At 74.6% G+C, this 14,903-nt stretch carries 15 protein-coding genes; 7 read left to right on the top strand and 8 right to left on the bottom strand.

Annotated features, from left to right (window positions below; genetic code table 11):
- Nucleotides 1-11 precede the first annotated feature (11 nt).
- A complete protein-coding gene (locus ACLFMI_RS00405) occupies nt 12-719 on the bottom strand; it encodes a FadR/GntR family transcriptional regulator (protein WP_410945657.1) in 708 nt (235 codons plus the stop codon).
- A 105-nt stretch (nt 720-824) separates the two neighbouring features.
- On the opposite strand from ACLFMI_RS00405, the gene ACLFMI_RS00400 reads away from it, so the two are divergent.
- The 4 genes from ACLFMI_RS00400 to ACLFMI_RS00385 all read left to right on the top strand — a co-directional run bounded on the left by ACLFMI_RS00400 (nt 825) and on the right by ACLFMI_RS00385 (nt 4,705).
- Nucleotides 825-1,652: a (Fe-S)-binding protein gene (locus tag ACLFMI_RS00400; protein ID WP_410945656.1), complete on the top strand. Its 828-nt coding sequence runs from the start codon at nt 825-827 to the stop codon at nt 1,650-1,652.
- The gene (locus ACLFMI_RS00395; protein ID WP_410945655.1) at nt 1,649-3,163 is read left to right on the top strand and encodes a lactate utilization protein B; all 1,515 of its coding nucleotides are present in this window, start codon (nt 1,649-1,651) and stop codon (nt 3,161-3,163) included. The genes ACLFMI_RS00400 and ACLFMI_RS00395 overlap by 4 nt, the downstream gene beginning before the upstream one ends.
- Nucleotides 3,160-3,810, top strand: a complete 651-nt coding sequence (locus tag ACLFMI_RS00390; protein ID WP_410945654.1) for a LutC/YkgG family protein — start codon at nt 3,160-3,162, stop codon at nt 3,808-3,810. Before ACLFMI_RS00395 ends, ACLFMI_RS00390 begins: the two co-directional genes overlap by 4 nt.
- Before the next feature lie 199 nt (nt 3,811-4,009).
- Nucleotides 4,010-4,705, top strand: coding sequence for a GntR family transcriptional regulator (locus ACLFMI_RS00385; RefSeq protein ID WP_410945653.1), 696 nt, complete (start codon nt 4,010-4,012; stop codon nt 4,703-4,705).
- 19 nt (nt 4,706-4,724) lie between these two features.
- On the opposite strand, the gene ACLFMI_RS00380 is transcribed toward ACLFMI_RS00385, so the two are convergent.
- Nucleotides 4,725-5,294 carry a TetR family transcriptional regulator gene (locus ACLFMI_RS00380; protein ID WP_410945652.1) on the bottom strand — a complete coding sequence of 190 codons (570 nt, stop codon included), beginning with the start codon at nt 5,292-5,294 and terminating at the stop codon, nt 4,725-4,727.
- 107 nt (nt 5,295-5,401) lie between these two features.
- Here ACLFMI_RS00380 and ACLFMI_RS00375 point away from each other — a divergent pair, with 107 nt between their 5' ends.
- The gene (locus ACLFMI_RS00375; protein ID WP_410945651.1) at nt 5,402-6,844 is read left to right on the top strand and encodes a cytochrome P450; all 1,443 of its coding nucleotides are present in this window, start codon (nt 5,402-5,404) and stop codon (nt 6,842-6,844) included.
- Here the strand turns inward: ACLFMI_RS00375 and ACLFMI_RS00370 are convergent.
- The 3 genes from ACLFMI_RS00370 to ACLFMI_RS00360 are packed head-to-tail and all read right to left on the bottom strand — an operon-like array spanning nt 6,831 to nt 8,855.
- Nucleotides 6,831-7,889: a phosphotransferase family protein gene (locus tag ACLFMI_RS00370; protein ID WP_410945650.1), complete on the bottom strand. Its 1,059-nt coding sequence runs from the start codon at nt 7,887-7,889 to the stop codon at nt 6,831-6,833. The genes ACLFMI_RS00375 and ACLFMI_RS00370 overlap by 14 nt on opposite strands.
- Nucleotides 7,877-8,623 (bottom strand): SDR family NAD(P)-dependent oxidoreductase, encoded by a 747-nt coding sequence (locus tag ACLFMI_RS00365; protein ID WP_410945649.1) that lies wholly within the window; start codon nt 8,621-8,623, stop codon nt 7,877-7,879. The genes ACLFMI_RS00370 and ACLFMI_RS00365 overlap by 13 nt, the downstream gene beginning before the upstream one ends.
- Nucleotides 8,624-8,657: 34 nt before the next feature.
- Entirely contained in the window at nt 8,658-8,855 is a 198-nt protein-coding gene (locus tag ACLFMI_RS00360; RefSeq protein WP_410945648.1) for a hypothetical protein, read from the bottom strand.
- 68 nt (nt 8,856-8,923) lie between these two features.
- Here ACLFMI_RS00360 and ACLFMI_RS00355 point away from each other — a divergent pair, with 68 nt between their 5' ends.
- Nucleotides 8,924-10,318: a xylulokinase gene (locus ACLFMI_RS00355; protein ID WP_410945647.1), complete on the top strand. Its 1,395-nt coding sequence runs from the start codon at nt 8,924-8,926 to the stop codon at nt 10,316-10,318.
- On the top strand, nt 10,315-11,133 hold the full coding sequence (locus ACLFMI_RS00350; protein ID WP_410945646.1) for an IclR family transcriptional regulator: 819 nt from the start codon (nt 10,315-10,317) through the stop codon (nt 11,131-11,133). The genes ACLFMI_RS00355 and ACLFMI_RS00350 overlap by 4 nt, the downstream gene beginning before the upstream one ends.
- 104 nt (nt 11,134-11,237) lie before the next feature.
- Here ACLFMI_RS00350 and ACLFMI_RS00345 read toward each other — a convergent pair whose 3' ends face one another.
- From ACLFMI_RS00345 to ACLFMI_RS00335, 3 genes are read right to left on the bottom strand one after another with little or no spacing between them, the layout of a single operon-like run.
- Complete coding sequence (locus tag ACLFMI_RS00345) at nt 11,238-12,158, bottom strand: beta/alpha barrel domain-containing protein (protein ID WP_410945645.1); 921 nt, start codon at nt 12,156-12,158, stop codon at nt 11,238-11,240.
- A complete protein-coding gene (locus ACLFMI_RS00340) occupies nt 12,155-13,375 on the bottom strand; it encodes a CaiB/BaiF CoA transferase family protein (protein ID WP_410945644.1) in 1,221 nt (406 codons plus the stop codon). Before ACLFMI_RS00340 ends, ACLFMI_RS00345 begins: the two co-directional genes overlap by 4 nt.
- Nucleotides 13,376-13,391: 16 nt before the next feature.
- Nucleotides 13,392-14,864 (bottom strand): GntP family permease, encoded by a 1,473-nt coding sequence (locus ACLFMI_RS00335; RefSeq protein ID WP_410945643.1) that lies wholly within the window; start codon nt 14,862-14,864, stop codon nt 13,392-13,394.
- Nucleotides 14,865-14,903 lie beyond the last annotated feature (39 nt).

The following is a 14,903-nucleotide window of genomic DNA, read 5'->3' as shown; positions in this document are numbered from 1 at the left end:
CCGGCCGGCGGTCAGGATCCGGCCCGGCCGTGGAACGCCCGGATGTGCGCCTCGATCCGCTCCCCGGCCGCTGCCCCGTCGCCCGCGGCGATCGCGGCGTGGATCTTCCGGTGCTCGGCGCGCAGCCGGTCCCGCAGGGCGTGCCAGTCCCCCTGCTCGTACATCGCCCCGAGCAGCACCCCGCGCACGGACTCCCGGATCGCCACCGTCAGCTCGCCCACCAGCCGGTTCCCGGCGGCCCCTGCGATGGAGACATGGAAGGCGATGTCGGCGTCGCTGAACTCGGCGGGCCCGAGATCGGCGTCCATCGCGTCCAGCTGGGCGGCCATCCGCAACAGTTCGGCCGGGGTACACCGCTGCGCGGCCAGCCCGGCCGAGAAGCGCTCCAGCATCACCCGGGCCTCGGTGACGTCGTCGACCGGGAACGAGTCGACCGCCAGGTGCAGCGCCAGCACCCGGCCCAGCGCCCGCGCCGGGGCCGGGACGACCACGGTGCCGGACCCGTCGCCGGTCCCGACCTGCGAGCGGATCACGCCCTGGGCCTGCAGTACCCGCAACGCCTCGCGCACCGCCTGCCGGCTCGCGCCCAGCTGCGCGGCGAGCTCGCGCTCCGGGGGCAGCCGGTCACCCGGACGCAGGTCGCCCGCCGTCAGGCGCCGCTCGACGTGCTCCAGCACCATCTCGTAGGTGGCCGGGCGGGCCCGGCGGGTGTCGGTCACGTCGCTCCCCGTGTTCGTGCCCCGTGTTGTGCTTGGTCGGACCATACAGCTATCTTGGTCGGACCACACACCCTCCGCCCACCACGGCACCACCTCGGAGGCCTCATGACCCGGGTCGGCCTGATGGTCACCTGCATCAACGACGCCCTGTTCCCGGACACCGGCAAGGCGGTCGTCACCCTGCTCCGCCGCCTCGGGGTCGACGTCGAGTTCCCGGCCGCGCAGACCTGCTGCGGCCAGCCGATGGTCAACACCGGCTACTTCGACGAGGCCGTGCCGCTGGTGCGCAACCACCTCGACGCGTTCGCCGGGTGCGACGCGATCATCGCCCCGTCCGGCTCCTGCGCGGGCTCGGTGCGTCACCAGCACGGTCTGGTCGCGGAACGCTCCGGCGACCCGGGCCTGGTCCGCGGCGTCGCCGACGGCCCGCCGGTGTACGAGCTGTCCGAGTACCTGGTCGACGTGCTGGGCGTGACCGACGTGGGCGCCTACTTCCCGCACCGGGTCACCTACCACCCGACGTGTCACTCGCTGCGGATGCTCGGCGTCGGGGACCGGCCGACCCGGCTGCTGGCCGCGGTGCGCGGGCTGACGCTGACCGAGCTGCCCGGCGCGGCGGAGTGCTGCGGGTTCGGTGGCACGTTCGCGGTGAAGAACGCCGAGACCTCGATCGCGATGGGCTCGGACAAGGCCCGCCATGTCCGCTCCACCGGCGCCGAGGTGCTCGTCGCCGGGGACAACTCGTGCCTGATGCACGTCGGCGGGATGCTGTCCCGGCAGCGTTCCGGGGTGCGGGTGATGCACCTGGCCGAGGTGCTGGCCCAGACCGAGCCGGTGGTCTCCGGGAGCACCCGTGCCGCGGACCGGCGGAGCGTCGGGAGCGGTGTCGATACGCGCTCCGCGGAGCTCCGCGCTGGGGAGATCACCCGATGAGCGCCACCTTCCTCGGCACCCCGGCGTTCCCGGACGCCGCCCGCGCCGCGCTGTCGGACACCCAGCTGCGCCGCAACCTCTCCCACGCCACCACCACGATCCGCGGCAAGCGGGCGGGCGTGGTCGGCGAGGTCGACGAGTGGGAGCAGCTCCGCCTGGCCGGTGAGGGGATCAAGAACCGGGTGTTGCGGCACCTGCCGGACTACCTCGAGCAGCTGGAGCGCTCGCTGACCGCGGCCGGGGCGAGGGTGCACTGGGCCCGCGACGCCGCCGAGGCGAACGCGATCGTCGTCGAGATCGCCCGCAAGCACGAGACCGAGGAGGTCGTCAAGGTCAAGTCGATGGCGACCCAGGAGATCGAGCTCAACGACGCGCTGGAGCGGGCCGGGATCCACGCCTGGGAGACCGACCTCGCCGAGCTGATCGTCCAGCTCGGCGACGACCTGCCCAGCCACATCCTGGTCCCGGCGATCCACCGCAACCGCGCCGAGATCCGCGAGATCTTCCTGCGCGAGATGGGCAGGGTCGGGAAACCCGCCCCCGACGGGCTGACCGACGACCCGGCCGCGCTCGCCGCGGCGGCGCGGGCGCACCTGCGGGAGAAGTTCCTGCGGGCCAAGGTCGCGGTCTCCGGGGCGAACTTCGCCGTCGCCGAGACCGGCACGCTGACCGTCGTCGAGTCCGAGGGCAACGGCCGGATGTGCCTGACCCTGCCCGAGGTGCTGGTCTCGGTCGTCGGCATCGAGAAGGTGCTGCCGACCTTCGCCGACCTCGACGTGATGCTGCAGCTGCTCCCCCGCTCCTCCACCGGGGAGCGGATGAACCCCTACACCTCCACCTGGACCGGGGTCACCCCCGGCGACGGCCCGCAGGAGGTGCACGTCGTCCTCCTCGACAACGGCCGCACCGACGTGCTGGCCGACCCGACCGGACGCCAGGCGCTGCGCTGCATCCGCTGCTCGGCCTGCCTCAACGTCTGCCCGGTCTACGAGCGCACCGGCGGGCACGCCTACGGCTCGGTCTACCCCGGCCCGATCGGCGCGATCCTCACCCCGCAGCTGCGGGGCGTCGGCACCGACCCGCAGACCGACTCGCTGCCGTACGCCTCCAGCCTCTGCGGGGCGTGCTTCGAGGTCTGCCCGGTCCGGATCGACATCCCGGAGGTGCTGGTGCACCTGCGCGGCGAGGTCGTCGAGGCGCACAAGGCGGCGTCCCGGATCCCGTCGGTGCAGGACATGGCGATGAAGGCCGTCTCGTGGGCGTTCTCCTCGTCCGCCCGCACCGGCGCGGCAGAGAAGGCCGCGGCGCTGGGCGGCCGGCTCGCCGCGCGGATCTCGCACGACGCCCCCGGCGGGCGGTCCGTGCTCGGCGCGGTCCCCGGCCCGGCCGCGGCCTGGTCGGACTCCCGCGACGTCCCCGTCCCGGCCACCGAGTCGTTCCGGCAGTGGTGGGAACGGACCGACGGCGGGCGGGTCCCCGAGGGCACCGACGGCGAGGAGGGTTCCCGGTGAGCGCGCGCGAGGCGATCCTGCAGAAGGCCCGGCGGGCGCTGGCCGACGTGCCGGACGTCGAGCCGGTGCTCGACGTCCCGGTCGCCCGGCCGGTCCCGTCCCGGGAGGCCACCCGGGACGAGGTGGTGGACCTGTTCGCAGAACGGGTCGCGGACTACCGCGCAGTCGTCGAGCGGGCGACCGGGCTCACGGCCGCGGACAGCGTCGCCGGTGCGCTCGGGGCACACGCCCCGGCGGGCCGCCCGCTGCGGGTCCTCGTCCCCCCGGGCTTTCCGGAGGTGCTGGTCCCGGACGCCGTCGAGGTCGTCAGGGACGGCCCGGACGTGCCGGTATCCGAACTGGACCGTTGCGGCGGCGTCCTGTCGACCGCGGCGGTCGGCATCGCCGAGACCGGCACGATCATCCTCGACCACGGTGAGGGGCAGGGCCGCCGGGTGGCCACCCTCGTCCCCGACCTGCACGTCTGTGTGATCCGGGCCGACCAGATCGTGCCCGGGGTACCCGAGGCGGTCGCCGCGATCGACCCGGCCCGGCCGGGCACCTGGATCAGCGGCCCGAGCGCGACCAGCGACATCGAGCTGGACCGCGTCGAGGGCGTGCACGGGCCGCGCACCCTGCACGTGCTGATCGTCGACACCGCGGGCTGACCGGCCCGGCAAGTCGATCATCGCCGAGGGCGCCGGGGAGGGGCTCTCTCGTGGAGTCGCTCACCGGATGAGCGGGCCACCCCGCGTGCACGGCGATGACCTCGTCAAGAACGGGTATACCGCGGTCACGACGCCGGATTCGGTACCCATCGGTCCCCGATGCGGCCAGAATCCGCTCCCACGGAAGCGGGGTGTCGCGGTGGAGCACGGGGAGCGCGGGGGCGGACCCCGGTACGGCGCGACCGACGGCAAGTCCGACCGGGTGCTGGCCGCCCTGCGCGGCGACATCGTCACGGGCACGTTCGCCCAGGGCGAGCGGCTGACCGAGTCCAGCCTCTGCGAGCGCTACCGGGTCTCCCGCGTCCCGGTCCGCGAGGCACTGCGCACCCTGGCCGTGCAGGGCTTCGTCGAGGTGCGGCCGAACCAGGGCGCCAGCGTCGCGGTGGTGCCGGGTCGCGAGGCCGACGACCTGTTCGCGGTGCGGACGACGATCGAGGGGCTGACCGCCGGGCACTGCGCCCGGCACGTCGCCGCCGGCGACGACACCGTCGTGCAGCGGCTGTACCTGATCGTCGCCGAGGGCGAGGACGAGATGGCCGGCGGCGAGCTGACCCGGCTGCCGGAGCTCAACACCCGCTTCCACCTCACCATGGCCGAAGGCAGCGGCTCCACGTCCCTGACCGCGCTGCTGCACCAGATCTCGCACCGGATCGAGTGGATCTACGCGATGAACGTCTCCGCGCAGGGCGCACGATCCTGGACCGAGCACCGGGCCATCACCGCCGCCATCGCCGCCGGCGCCCCCGGTGACGCCGCCCGCCTCGCCCGCGAGCACGTCGCGAACTCCCGCGCCGGCTTCCACCGGCACCACTCCGGTGCGCCCGCCGACCGGTGAGCCCCGACGTCCCGGCCGGTCAGACCCGCAGGATCCGCGCCACCACGGTCCCGATCTCCCGGGCGGCGTTCTCCACAGGCCCGCGCGGGAGCACCAGGTGGCTCACGGTGAGCCGGGCGGCCGTCCCGGCGGCCAGGTCGATGTCGGCGTCGTCCAGGTCCGGACGGCTCCGGCGCAGGTATCCCGCCCCCCGCTCGGCGGCCGCCGCGACGATCGGTTCCGCCCCGCTCCCGAACACCGACGGCACCGCCGCGTCCCCGGCGAGCATGGCCTCGACCAGCCGGTTCGTCGCGGCTTCGGTGAGCGCCGCACCGGCGGCCGCGGCGAACGCCGCCGCCGGGTCGCGCTCGCCGGCCAGCGCTGCCTCCATCCCGTCCAGGAACCGGTCGGTCACCCGCAGGACCAGCGCGGCGGCCAGCCCGTCCCGGTCCCCGAACTCGCTGTAGAGGGTCTGCCGGCTCACCCCGGTCCGGCGGGCCAGCTCCGGCATGGACAGGCGGCCCCCCGCGACGACGAGGCGCTCGGCGATGTCGAGGACCTCGGTGCGCAGGTCGTCCCGCGCCCGCCGGGCCATCGATCGCCGCTGCACGATCGGCAATCGTGGACATCCGGTGCTGCCACGTCAAGCTACTGGACAGTTATTTGCGAACTGTCTAGCTTCGGTGGTGCACGGTGGTCGATGCGAGGAGGCAACCCGTGAGCCTGGTCCAGCACGCCCGCGAACGCTGGTCGTCGGTCCTGACCCTGCCCGCCCCCGAGCGGGTGGACAGCGCGCTGCTCGCCGGCGGCGTCCGCGGCCGGCGCCCGGCACCGTTCGGCCCGGCCCCCGAGGGCCAGGAGATCCCCGGCGACGACGGCCTGCCGCTGCTCGGGCACGCGCTGAGCTACGTCCGGTTCGGACACCGGTTCACCCGGGCCCGCTCGGCCGCGCTCGGGCCGGTGTGGTGGATGCGCTCGCCGCTCGGGCGCGCGGTCATCGTCAGCGGGCCGGCCGCCACCCGGGAGGTGCTCACCAGCCGGGACAAGGCGTTCTCCCAGGAGGGCTGGCGGGCCACCGTCGACGCGTTCTTCCACCGGGGCCTGATGCTGCTCGACTTCGACGAGCACCGGGCGCACCGGCGGATCATGCAGCAGGCCTTCACCGCGGACCGGATCGAGAGCTACGTCGCCGCGACGACGCCGGTGCTGCGCGAGGTCATGCCGACCTGGCCGTCGGAGATGCGGCTCTACCCGGCGCTGAAGAGCCTCACCCTGGACGTCGCCCAGGCGGTGTTCATGGACGCCCGCTCCGGCCCGGACGCCGACGCCGTCAACCGGGCGTTCGTGGACTGTGTGCGCGCGGCGAACGCGTTCGTCCGCAAGGACCTGCCCGGCACCCGCTGGCGGCGCGGGCTGCGCGGGCGCGCGCTGCTGGAGCGCTGGTTCCGGTCCAACCTGGCCGCGAAACGGGCCGGCGAGGGCACCGACCTGTTCTCCGCGCTGTGTCACGCCGAGACCGACGACGGCGAGCGGTTCTCCGACGACGACGTCGTCAACCACATGATCTTCCTGATGATGGCCGCGCACGACACGTCGACGACGACGGCCGCAGCCGCGGCGTACCACCTGGCGCGGGACCCGCAGTGGCAGCAGCGCTGCCGGGCCGAGTCCGACGCGCTGGCCGCCCGGCTCGGCGACACCCCGCCGACCGTCGCCGATCTCCGCTCGCTCACCTCGATCGACCTGGTGATCTCCGAGGCGCTGCGGATGGACGCCCCGGTGCCGGTCGTCATGCGCACCGCGATCAAGGACACCTCGGTGGCCGGCCGGCATATTCCGGCCGGCACCCGGGTCATCGTCGCGCAGGCGGTGAACCACTACGACGACTCCTGCTGGAGCGACCCGGAGCGCTTCGACCCCGAGCGGTTCGGCCCGGAGCGGCGCGAGAACCGCTCGGACAAGGACGCCTGGGTGCCGTTCGGTGGCGGCGTGCACAAGTGCATCGGGCTGCACTTCGGCACCCTGGAGGTGACCGCGATCCTGCACGAGATGCTGCAGCGCTTCGAGTGGACCGTCGACCCGGCCTACCGGCTGCGCTGGGACAACACCTCGCTGCCGGTGCCGGTCGGCGGGATCCCGGTCCGGCTCAGCCCGCGCTGACCGCCCACTCGTCCCGGGAGATCGCGACGGCCAGCTCGAGCAGCGCGACGGCGTGCGCGTGCAGCCGCTCCCCGATTTCCCGGGGGGCCTTCCCGACGGCCACCCGCGCCCAGGTGCCCTCCAGCACGATCCCGAGCTTGTAGGCGGCCAGCGCCGCGTACCAGGTGGCCCGGCCGGTGTCCCGGCCGCCGGCCTCGGCGTAGGCCGCGAGCAGCTCGGAGCGGGTCGGGAGGCCGCCGTGCTCGGCCAGCGCGGTCCCGGCGGCGAACCCGACCGGGTCCACCGGCCAGGTCACCAGCAGCCAGCCCAGGTCCAGCAGCGGGTCACCGACCGTGCACATCTCCCAGTCGACCACCGCCGCGACCCGCGGCTCGGTGCGGCGCAGCAGCACGTTGTTCAGGTGCAGGTCCCCGTGCATGACGCCCGGCTCCGGCTCCGGTGGGCGGTGCCGCTCCAGCCAGTCCCCCGCCGCGGTGGCGTCCGGCAGGTCCCCGGGGTCGTAACCGGGCACCTCGGTGTAGGACGCCAGCTGCTCCCGCCAGCGCGGCACCTGGCGTTCCAGGAACGGTCCGGGCTTGCGCAGCCCGCCCAGCCCGATCGCCTCCGGGTCCAGCCGGCCCAGCCGGGCCGCGGCACGGGCGAGGTCCAGCGCCCCGCCGTGCCGCAGGCCCGCGTCGGCGGCCTGCTCGGCGCTGACCTCCTCGCCCGGATTCACGCCGTCCACGTCGGTCATCAGGTAGAAGGGCTGGCCCAGCACCTCGGCATCGGTGCAGGCGGCGACCAGCTCGGGGTGCGGGACGTCCGACCCGCCCAGCGCGCCGAGCACGGTGATCTCGCGGGCGATGGTGCGGGCCGACTCCGGGCGCGGGTGCACCGGCGGGTGCCGCAGCACCAGCCGGCGCCCGCCGACGACGGTGCGCAGGACGACGTTCTGGGTGCCGCCGCCGACCGGATCCAGCTCACCGGACCAGGCGCCGAGGCCCTGCGCGGCCAGCCAGCGCCCGAGCGCCGTGCGGTCGATCGCCTCACTGCTCAGGTCGACCACGCGGTGCCCCCGTCCACCTTGATCGTGGCCCCGGTGGTGTAGCCGGCGTCCGGCCCGGTCAGGTACATGATCGCGCCGACCACCTCGGGGGCCTCGCCGACCCGGCCGGCCGGGATCTCGTCGGCCAGCCGGGCCCGCATCTCCTCGGTCCAGTGCTCGGCGATGTCGGTGCGGATCGGGCCGGGCATCACGGTGTTGACCCGCACCGACGGCGCGTACGCCCGGGCCAGCCCGACGGTCAGCGTGTTCAGCCCGGCCTTCGCCATCGCGTACGGCAGCTCGCCCGGGTCCGGCCGGACCGCGGCGATCGAGGAGACGTTGACGATCGCGCCGCCCCCGCGGGCGGCCATGTGCTCGCCGCAGCGGGTGCCCAGCCGGAACGCGCCGCGCAGGTTCACGGCGACGACCTTGTCGAACAGCTCCTCGGTGACCCCGGTGAGCGAGTCGTAGAGCGGGGACATGCCGGCGTTGTTGACCAGCACGTCGATCCGGCCGAACCCGTCGAGCACCCGGTCGGCCAGCGCGTCGCAGTCCGCCCAGCGGCCGACGTGGGTGCCCACCCCGAGGGCCGGCGTGCCGAACTCCGCGGTCAGTTCCGCCGCGAGCGCGGTGCAGGCGTCGGCCTTGCGGCTGGCGACGACGACCGCGTCCCCGCGCGCCGCGAACGCCCGGCACGCCTCGCGCCCGATGCCCCGGCTACCGCCGGTGACGATGACAACCCTGTGATCGTTCACGCCGCGAATCTAGCCCGGGGACCTGGTGCCCCGTCTAGCCGTCGGCCTCCTCACCGGAGTTCCAGCGCCGGTCCTTGCGGTCCTCGGTCTCGGTACGTTCGCGGGCGATCTCGAGGGCCCGGGCCGCGGTGTCCCGGTCCGGGTACGGCCCGAGCCGGTCCACGGCGCGGCAGCCCTCGGCGCCCTCCACGGTGCCGTGCTTGAGGCAGTAGAACCATTGCTCGTCGCTCATGGGACCACCCTGGCAGCTCCGCGGCCGCGCTGCCGCCGTACACGCACACCGGATGGCAGGCTGGGGCCATGGCACTGGTGCTCGGGGTGGACTCGTCCACCCAGTCCTGCAAGGTCGTCGTCCGGGACGCCGACACCGGCGACCTGGTCCGCTCCGGACGTGCGACCCACCCGGACGGCACCGAGATCGATCCGGCGCACTGGTGGGACGCCCTGCAGCGGGCCCTGGACGACGCCGGCGGCCTCGACGGGGTCGAGGCGCTCGCCGTGGGCGGGCAGCAGCACGGCATGGTCTGCCTGGACTCCGGCGGCGCGGTCGTCCGGGACGCCCTGCTGTGGAACGACACCCGCTCCGCACCGGCCGCCGCGGACCTGGTCAGCGAGCTCGGCGCGGACGGCTGGGCCGAGGCGACCGGCGTCGTCCCGGTCGCCTCGATCACGCTCACCAAGCTGCGCTGGCTGGCCGAGCACGAGCCGGACAACGCCGACCGGACCGCCGCGGTGTGCCTGCCGCACGACTGGCTGACCTGGCGGCTGCGTGACACCGGCGAGCTCGCCGACCTGGTCACCGACCGCTCCGACGCGTCCGGCACCGGCTACTTCGACGGCACCGGCTACCGCCCCGACCTGCTCATGCGCGGGTTCTGCGGACGGCTGCCGGTGCTGCCCGAGGTGCTCGACCCGGCCGGGTCGGTCGAGGGGCCCGGCGGGATCCGGCTCGCCGCCGGCGCCGGGGACAACGCCGCCGCCGGGCTGGGTGTGGACGCCGGCGACGACGTCGTCGTCTCGCTGGGGACCTCGGGCACGGTGTTCGCCCGATCGTCGCACCGGGCACAGGACCCGAGCGGGATCGTCGCCGGGTTCGCCGACGCGACCGGCGCCTACCTGCCGCTGGCCTGCACGTTGAACGCGTCCCGGGTCCTCGACGCCACCGGCCGGTTGCTCGGCGTCGACCACGAGGAGCTGGGCCGGCTGGCGCTGGCGGCCGAACCGGGCGCGGGCGGGCTGGTCCTGGTTCCCTACCTGGAGGGCGAGCGGACCCCGAACCTGCCGGACGCGACCGGCGCGCTACACGGCTGGACGCTGGCCTCCGGCACCCGGGAGAACCTGGCCCGGGCGGCCGTGGAGGGGATGCTGCACGCCCAGCGGGTCGGCCTGGAGGCGCTGCGCGCGCAGGGCGTCGCCGTCTCCGGGGTGACGCTGGTCGGCGGCGCGGCCCGTTCCGAGGCGGTGTGCCGGATCGCGGCCCAGGTGTTCGAGGTGCCGGTCAGCGTGCCCGAGCCCGGCGAGTACGTGGCCGACGGTGCCGCCCGGCAGGCCGCGTGGGCGCTGCGCGGCGGAGCCCGGCCGCCGTCCTGGACGTCCGCGGCGAGCCCGGCCCGCTACGAGGCCGACCCCGCACCGCAGGCGTGGGAGCGCTACCGCGAGGCCGCCGAGCTGCATCTGCCCCGGGCCGCCGGATGACCACCGGCCACGACACCGGGCCCGACGTCCGGGCGGACGGCGAGCCGGACACCGGCGCCCGCACCAAGCCGCTCCTGGTACTCGGCAAGATCACCGACATCCTGGACGCCTTCACCCTGCAGCGCCCGGTGCGCAGCCTGGGTGAGATCCAGCAGGCCACCGGCATCCCGACGTCGACGGTGCAGCGGCTGGTGTCCAACATGGTCGCCGAGGGTCTGCTGGACCGGGTCGGCGACCGGGTCCGGATCGGCGTCCGGATGGCCTACTGGGCGGGAGCCGCCGCGCGCGGGGTGGACCTGCTGGAGCTGGCCGGACCGGTGCTGCGCGAGCTGCGCGACACGACCGGCGAGACGGCGGCGCTGTTCCGGGCCGAACACGGGTTCCGGGTGTGCGTGGCGGTCGCCGAGACCCGGCACGTGCTGCGCCGGGAGATGCACGTCGGAAAGATCATCCCGCTGCACACCGGGTCGGCCGGACGGGTACTGCTCGCCTGGGACCCGATGCTGGCCGAGGAGGTCCTGACCGGGCCTCTGGAGACTCTCACCGACCACACGGTCACCGACCCGGACCGGCTGCGGACCCTGCTCGCCGAGACGCACCGGGACGGCTTCGCGATCACCGCTGCCGAGCGCGACGACGGCGGCTCGGGACTGGCCACGCCGATCTTCGACCACTCCGGCGCGGTGACGGCCGCGCTCACGATCAGCGGACCGACGATGCGGCTCACCCGGGATCTGTGTGAGCAACACGTCGACCTGCTGGTCAACGCCGCCGACCGGCTGACCCGCACGCTCGGCGGCCGCCCGCCCGCCTGACCCCTCCCCCAGCGCCACCCCCACCCGCGTTGTGGAGCCATCCCGCGCTTCGAGGGCCGTCCCTGCTCACGTTGTGGAGCCGACGTGCGGGAAAGGGCGGGCGTTCAGCTGCGGGGGCCGGCGGTCCAAGGGAAGGCGGTCGCGGTCGAGCGGACGCCGCGGGCGGCGGCCGAGCGGTTCGGCTCCCCCAGCTCCGCGAGCAGGTCCTCCCCCTCCGTGACCAGGCCCGCGAGCACCGCCGGCGTCAGCCAGGACGGGCGCAGCGCGAACAACAGGTCCTCGCTGGCGGTGTTCCCGCTGGCCCCGGGCGCGAACGGGCACCCACCCAGACCACCCAGCGCGCCGTCGAGCAGGGTCGCCCCGGCGGCCACCGCGGCGAGCCCGTTCGCCACGCCCTGACCCCAGGTGTCATGTCCGTGGAAGGCGACCCGGCGGTCCCCCGCGGCCGCGACCCGGCCGACCAGCGACCCCACCTCGGACGGAACGGCCTGCCCGAGCGTGTCGCACACGACGACGTCGCAGGACCCCGCGGTACGCGGGTCACCGACGATCTCGAGAACCCGGTCCGGGTCGACCGGGCCGTCGAACGGGCAGGTGAACGAGGTGGCCAGGCACAGCTGGATCCGCCCGCCCGCACCGAGCGCGTGCTCGACGGCCTCGGGCATCGCGGCCAGGGAGGCCTCGGTGTCCCGCCCGATGTTGGCGTTGTTGTGCGCGTCGGACACCGAGAAGCAGTACTGGACGTTGCGCGCCCCGGCGGCGACCGCCTTCTGCACGTGCCGCGGCGTGGCCACCCACACCCAGCAGCGTTCCAGCTCCTCGGGCGTGAGCGCGGCGACCACGTCGAGGGTGTCGGCCAGCGGCGGCACCAGGTCCCCGCGGGCCAGCGAGCCGATCTCCAGCTCCGGCACCCCGGCCGCCAGCAGCGACCGCACCAACGCGAGCTTGCGGCCGGTGGGCAGGGGCTTGCCGGTCAGCTGCAGGCCGTCCCGCAGCGACACGTCGCGCAGCAGCACCTCGGTCACGACCGCTCCTCCCCCGCCGCGGCGGCGATGTCCTGCTCGGAGTACCCGAGCAGCCCGCCGAGCACGTCGGCGGTGTCGGCGCCCAGGTCCGGGCCGACGTGCCGGACCGGCACCGACGCCCCGTCCAGCACCGGGACGACGCCCGGGAACCCGACCCGCTGCGGGGCCTCCCCGCCGGTGTCGACGTCGAAGTACTGGACCATCCCGCGGGCGGCGAACTGCTCGTCGGCGACGATGTCCGGAGCGGCGTAGATCGGCCCGGCCGGGACGCCGGCCTCCTCCAGCAGGGCGAGCGCCGCGTCCCGGGGCTGCGACGAGGTCCAGGCCCCGATCGCCTCGTCGAGCTCGTCGCGGCGCTGCCACCGGCCCGCGTTGGACGCCAGGTCCGGGTCCTCGCCCAGGTCCGGACGGCCGACGACCCGCATCAGCCGGCCGTAGATCGAGTCTCCGTTGCCGGCGATCACCACGCTGCCGCCGTCGGCGCACGGGTAGGCGTTGGACGGCGCGATGCCCTCCATCCGGCCGCCGACCCGGCGCCGCTCGACGCCGTAGGCGAGGTGGTCGGGCACCAGCGACTCCATCATCGACAGCACCGCCTCGTTCAGCGCGATGTCCATCGAGCGGCGGTCGAGCGGCGGCCGGTCGTCCCGGGACTCGCGCTGGTAGAGGCCCATCATCGCGGAGAACGCGCCGTACAGCCCGGCGATCGAGTCGCCGATCGACACCCCGGTCCGCGACGGCGGCCGGTCCTCCTCCCCAACCAGCGCGCGCAACCCGCCCATCGCCTCGGCGACCGCGGCGAAGCCGGGCCGCTGGGACAGCGGACCGGTCTGGCCGAACGCGGAGATCCGGACCAGCACGACGTCCGGGTTGACGGCGTCGAGCTCGGCGGGGCCCAGCCCCCACTTCTCCAGCGTGCCCGGGCGGAAGTTCTCCAGGACGACGTCGCATCGCGCGGCCAGGCCGAGCACGGCCCGCTTCCCGGCGTCGGTGCGCAGGTCGAGCACGACCGAGCGCTTGTTGCGGTTCAGCGTCCGATACAGCATCGAGGTGTCCCCGGCGTAGAGCCGCCAGTTGCGGAGCTCGTCGCCGGTGCGCGGGCGCTCCACCTTGATCACGTCGGCGCCGAAGTCGGCCAGCAGGCGGCCCGTGGTGGGCGCGGCGATGTAGTTGCCCAGCTCCAGCACCCGGACGCCGGCAAGCGGCAGGTCGGTCATCTCGATCCTTCCGTTCCTAGATCACGAGCGACATCGGCAGGATCAGCAGGATCGCCACCACCGAGGCGATCGACACCCCCACCGAGCAGGTCTTGAGCGTCCCGCGGACGGACTGGCCGAGCAGCGACTGCAGCAGCCAGAACGTGTTGCTGGTGACGTGCACCGCGAACAGAGCCCCCGCACCGGCGGCCAGCGCGATCAGCACCGGGGACAGCCCGATCACCGGCGCGACCGGGGCCAGCACCCCGGCGGCGGTGATCGCCGAGATGGTCACCGAGCCGATCGCGACGTGCAGCACCGCGGCGATCAGCCACACCATCAGCAGCGGCGCCGCGGTGTTGGCGGAGAAGTAACGGCCGAGGATCTCGCCCAGCCCGGCGTCCGAGATCGTGGTGGCCAGCGAACCGCCGACGCCGGTCAGGATCAGGATCTGCCCGCTCTCCCGGAAGCCGTCGGTCACCGCGGCGTCGATCGTCTCCCGGCCGTGCGCGATCCCGACGACGGCGGTGGTGCCGAGCAGCCCGATCAGCAGCGCGACCACCGGCTCGGACAGGAACGCCAGCACCGGTTGCTCGACGCCCGCGGCGTCCAGCACGGCGCCGGCCGCGATCAACAGCAGGCCGATCAGCAGCGGCCCGAACAGCACCAGCAGCGACAGCTCGCGCTCCCGCCGGCCGGCGTCCGGTGCCGAGACCGCCGCCGGCACGACCTCCCGCGCACCGTCCGCGGCGGTGTGCGGGCCGGTCCCGCCGGACGCCGACCCGCCGCCGGCCCCCGGGGCGTCCGTGACATCCGGGGTATCCGCGCCGGACCCGCCGGGCGGGGCCTGCGCGTTCCCGACGACCGCCTGCTCGTCGACGCTCTCGTCCCACCAGCCGCGCTGCAGCAGCACCGTCATGATCGCCGTCGCGATGAGCACGGTCGGGACCACCAGCACCAGCCCGGCGACCAGCATCTGCCCGAGCGGGACGCCCAGGACGCCGGCCAGCGCGACCGCGCCGATCCCGGGGACCATGAACACGATGCCGCACTCGGCACCGATCGCCAGCGCCGTCGCCATCCGTGGCAGCCCCTTGGCCCCGATCCGCGGCGCGACCCGGCGGGCCAGCGGCGAGGCGATCACCAGCAGCACGTCGACGAAGATCGACTGGAGCACGGTGCCGACCGTGACGGCGGTGGCGTAGGGCATCCCGCGCGGCCCGCAGCCGCGCAGCAGCGCCGACACCAGGCGCTCGATCGCCCCCGCCCGGTGCAGCATCGCCCCGGACAGCACGCCGAACGCGATCAGCAGGCCGACCTCGGCGAGGATGTCGCCGAACCCGCCGGTGACCGCGGTGATCGTGCCCTCGACGCCGAGCCCGGCGGTCAGGCCCAGGTACACCGCACCGACCACCAGCGAGATCACCGGGTTCAGCCGGAACCGCACGATCAGCAGCACGGTGGCGAGCACGGCGATCACCGTGTTGACCACGATCACGGTATCGGACACGGGGCCCCCTGGGGTGTCGGCGCTGACTGCTCGACTCAC

Source organism: Pseudonocardia nantongensis (genome assembly GCF_046546495.1).
Lineage (GTDB): Bacteria > Actinomycetota > Actinomycetes > Mycobacteriales > Pseudonocardiaceae > Pseudonocardia > Pseudonocardia nantongensis.
The sequence above is the reverse complement of the archived record's forward strand: the minus strand, read 5'-3'. Positions and strand labels throughout refer to the sequence as shown.

What these genes read in the sequence shown, in the direction of transcription:
- ACLFMI_RS00350 (WP_410945646.1), top strand. Translation starts at nt 10,315, where the DNA reads ATGACCACCGGCCACGACACCGGGCCCGACGTCCGGGCGGACGGCGAG.
- ACLFMI_RS00400 (WP_410945656.1), top strand. Translation starts at nt 825, where the DNA reads ATGACCCGGGTCGGCCTGATGGTCACCTGCATCAACGACGCCCTGTTC.
- ACLFMI_RS00340 (WP_410945644.1), bottom strand. Translation starts at nt 13,375, where the DNA reads ATGACCGACCTGCCGCTTGCCGGCGTCCGGGTGCTGGAGCTGGGCAAC.
- ACLFMI_RS00355 (WP_410945647.1), top strand. Translation starts at nt 8,924, where the DNA reads ATGGCACTGGTGCTCGGGGTGGACTCGTCCACCCAGTCCTGCAAGGTC.
- ACLFMI_RS00395 (WP_410945655.1), top strand. Translation starts at nt 1,649, where the DNA reads ATGAGCGCCACCTTCCTCGGCACCCCGGCGTTCCCGGACGCCGCCCGC.
- ACLFMI_RS00360 (WP_410945648.1), bottom strand. Translation starts at nt 8,855, where the DNA reads ATGAGCGACGAGCAATGGTTCTACTGCCTCAAGCACGGCACCGTGGAG.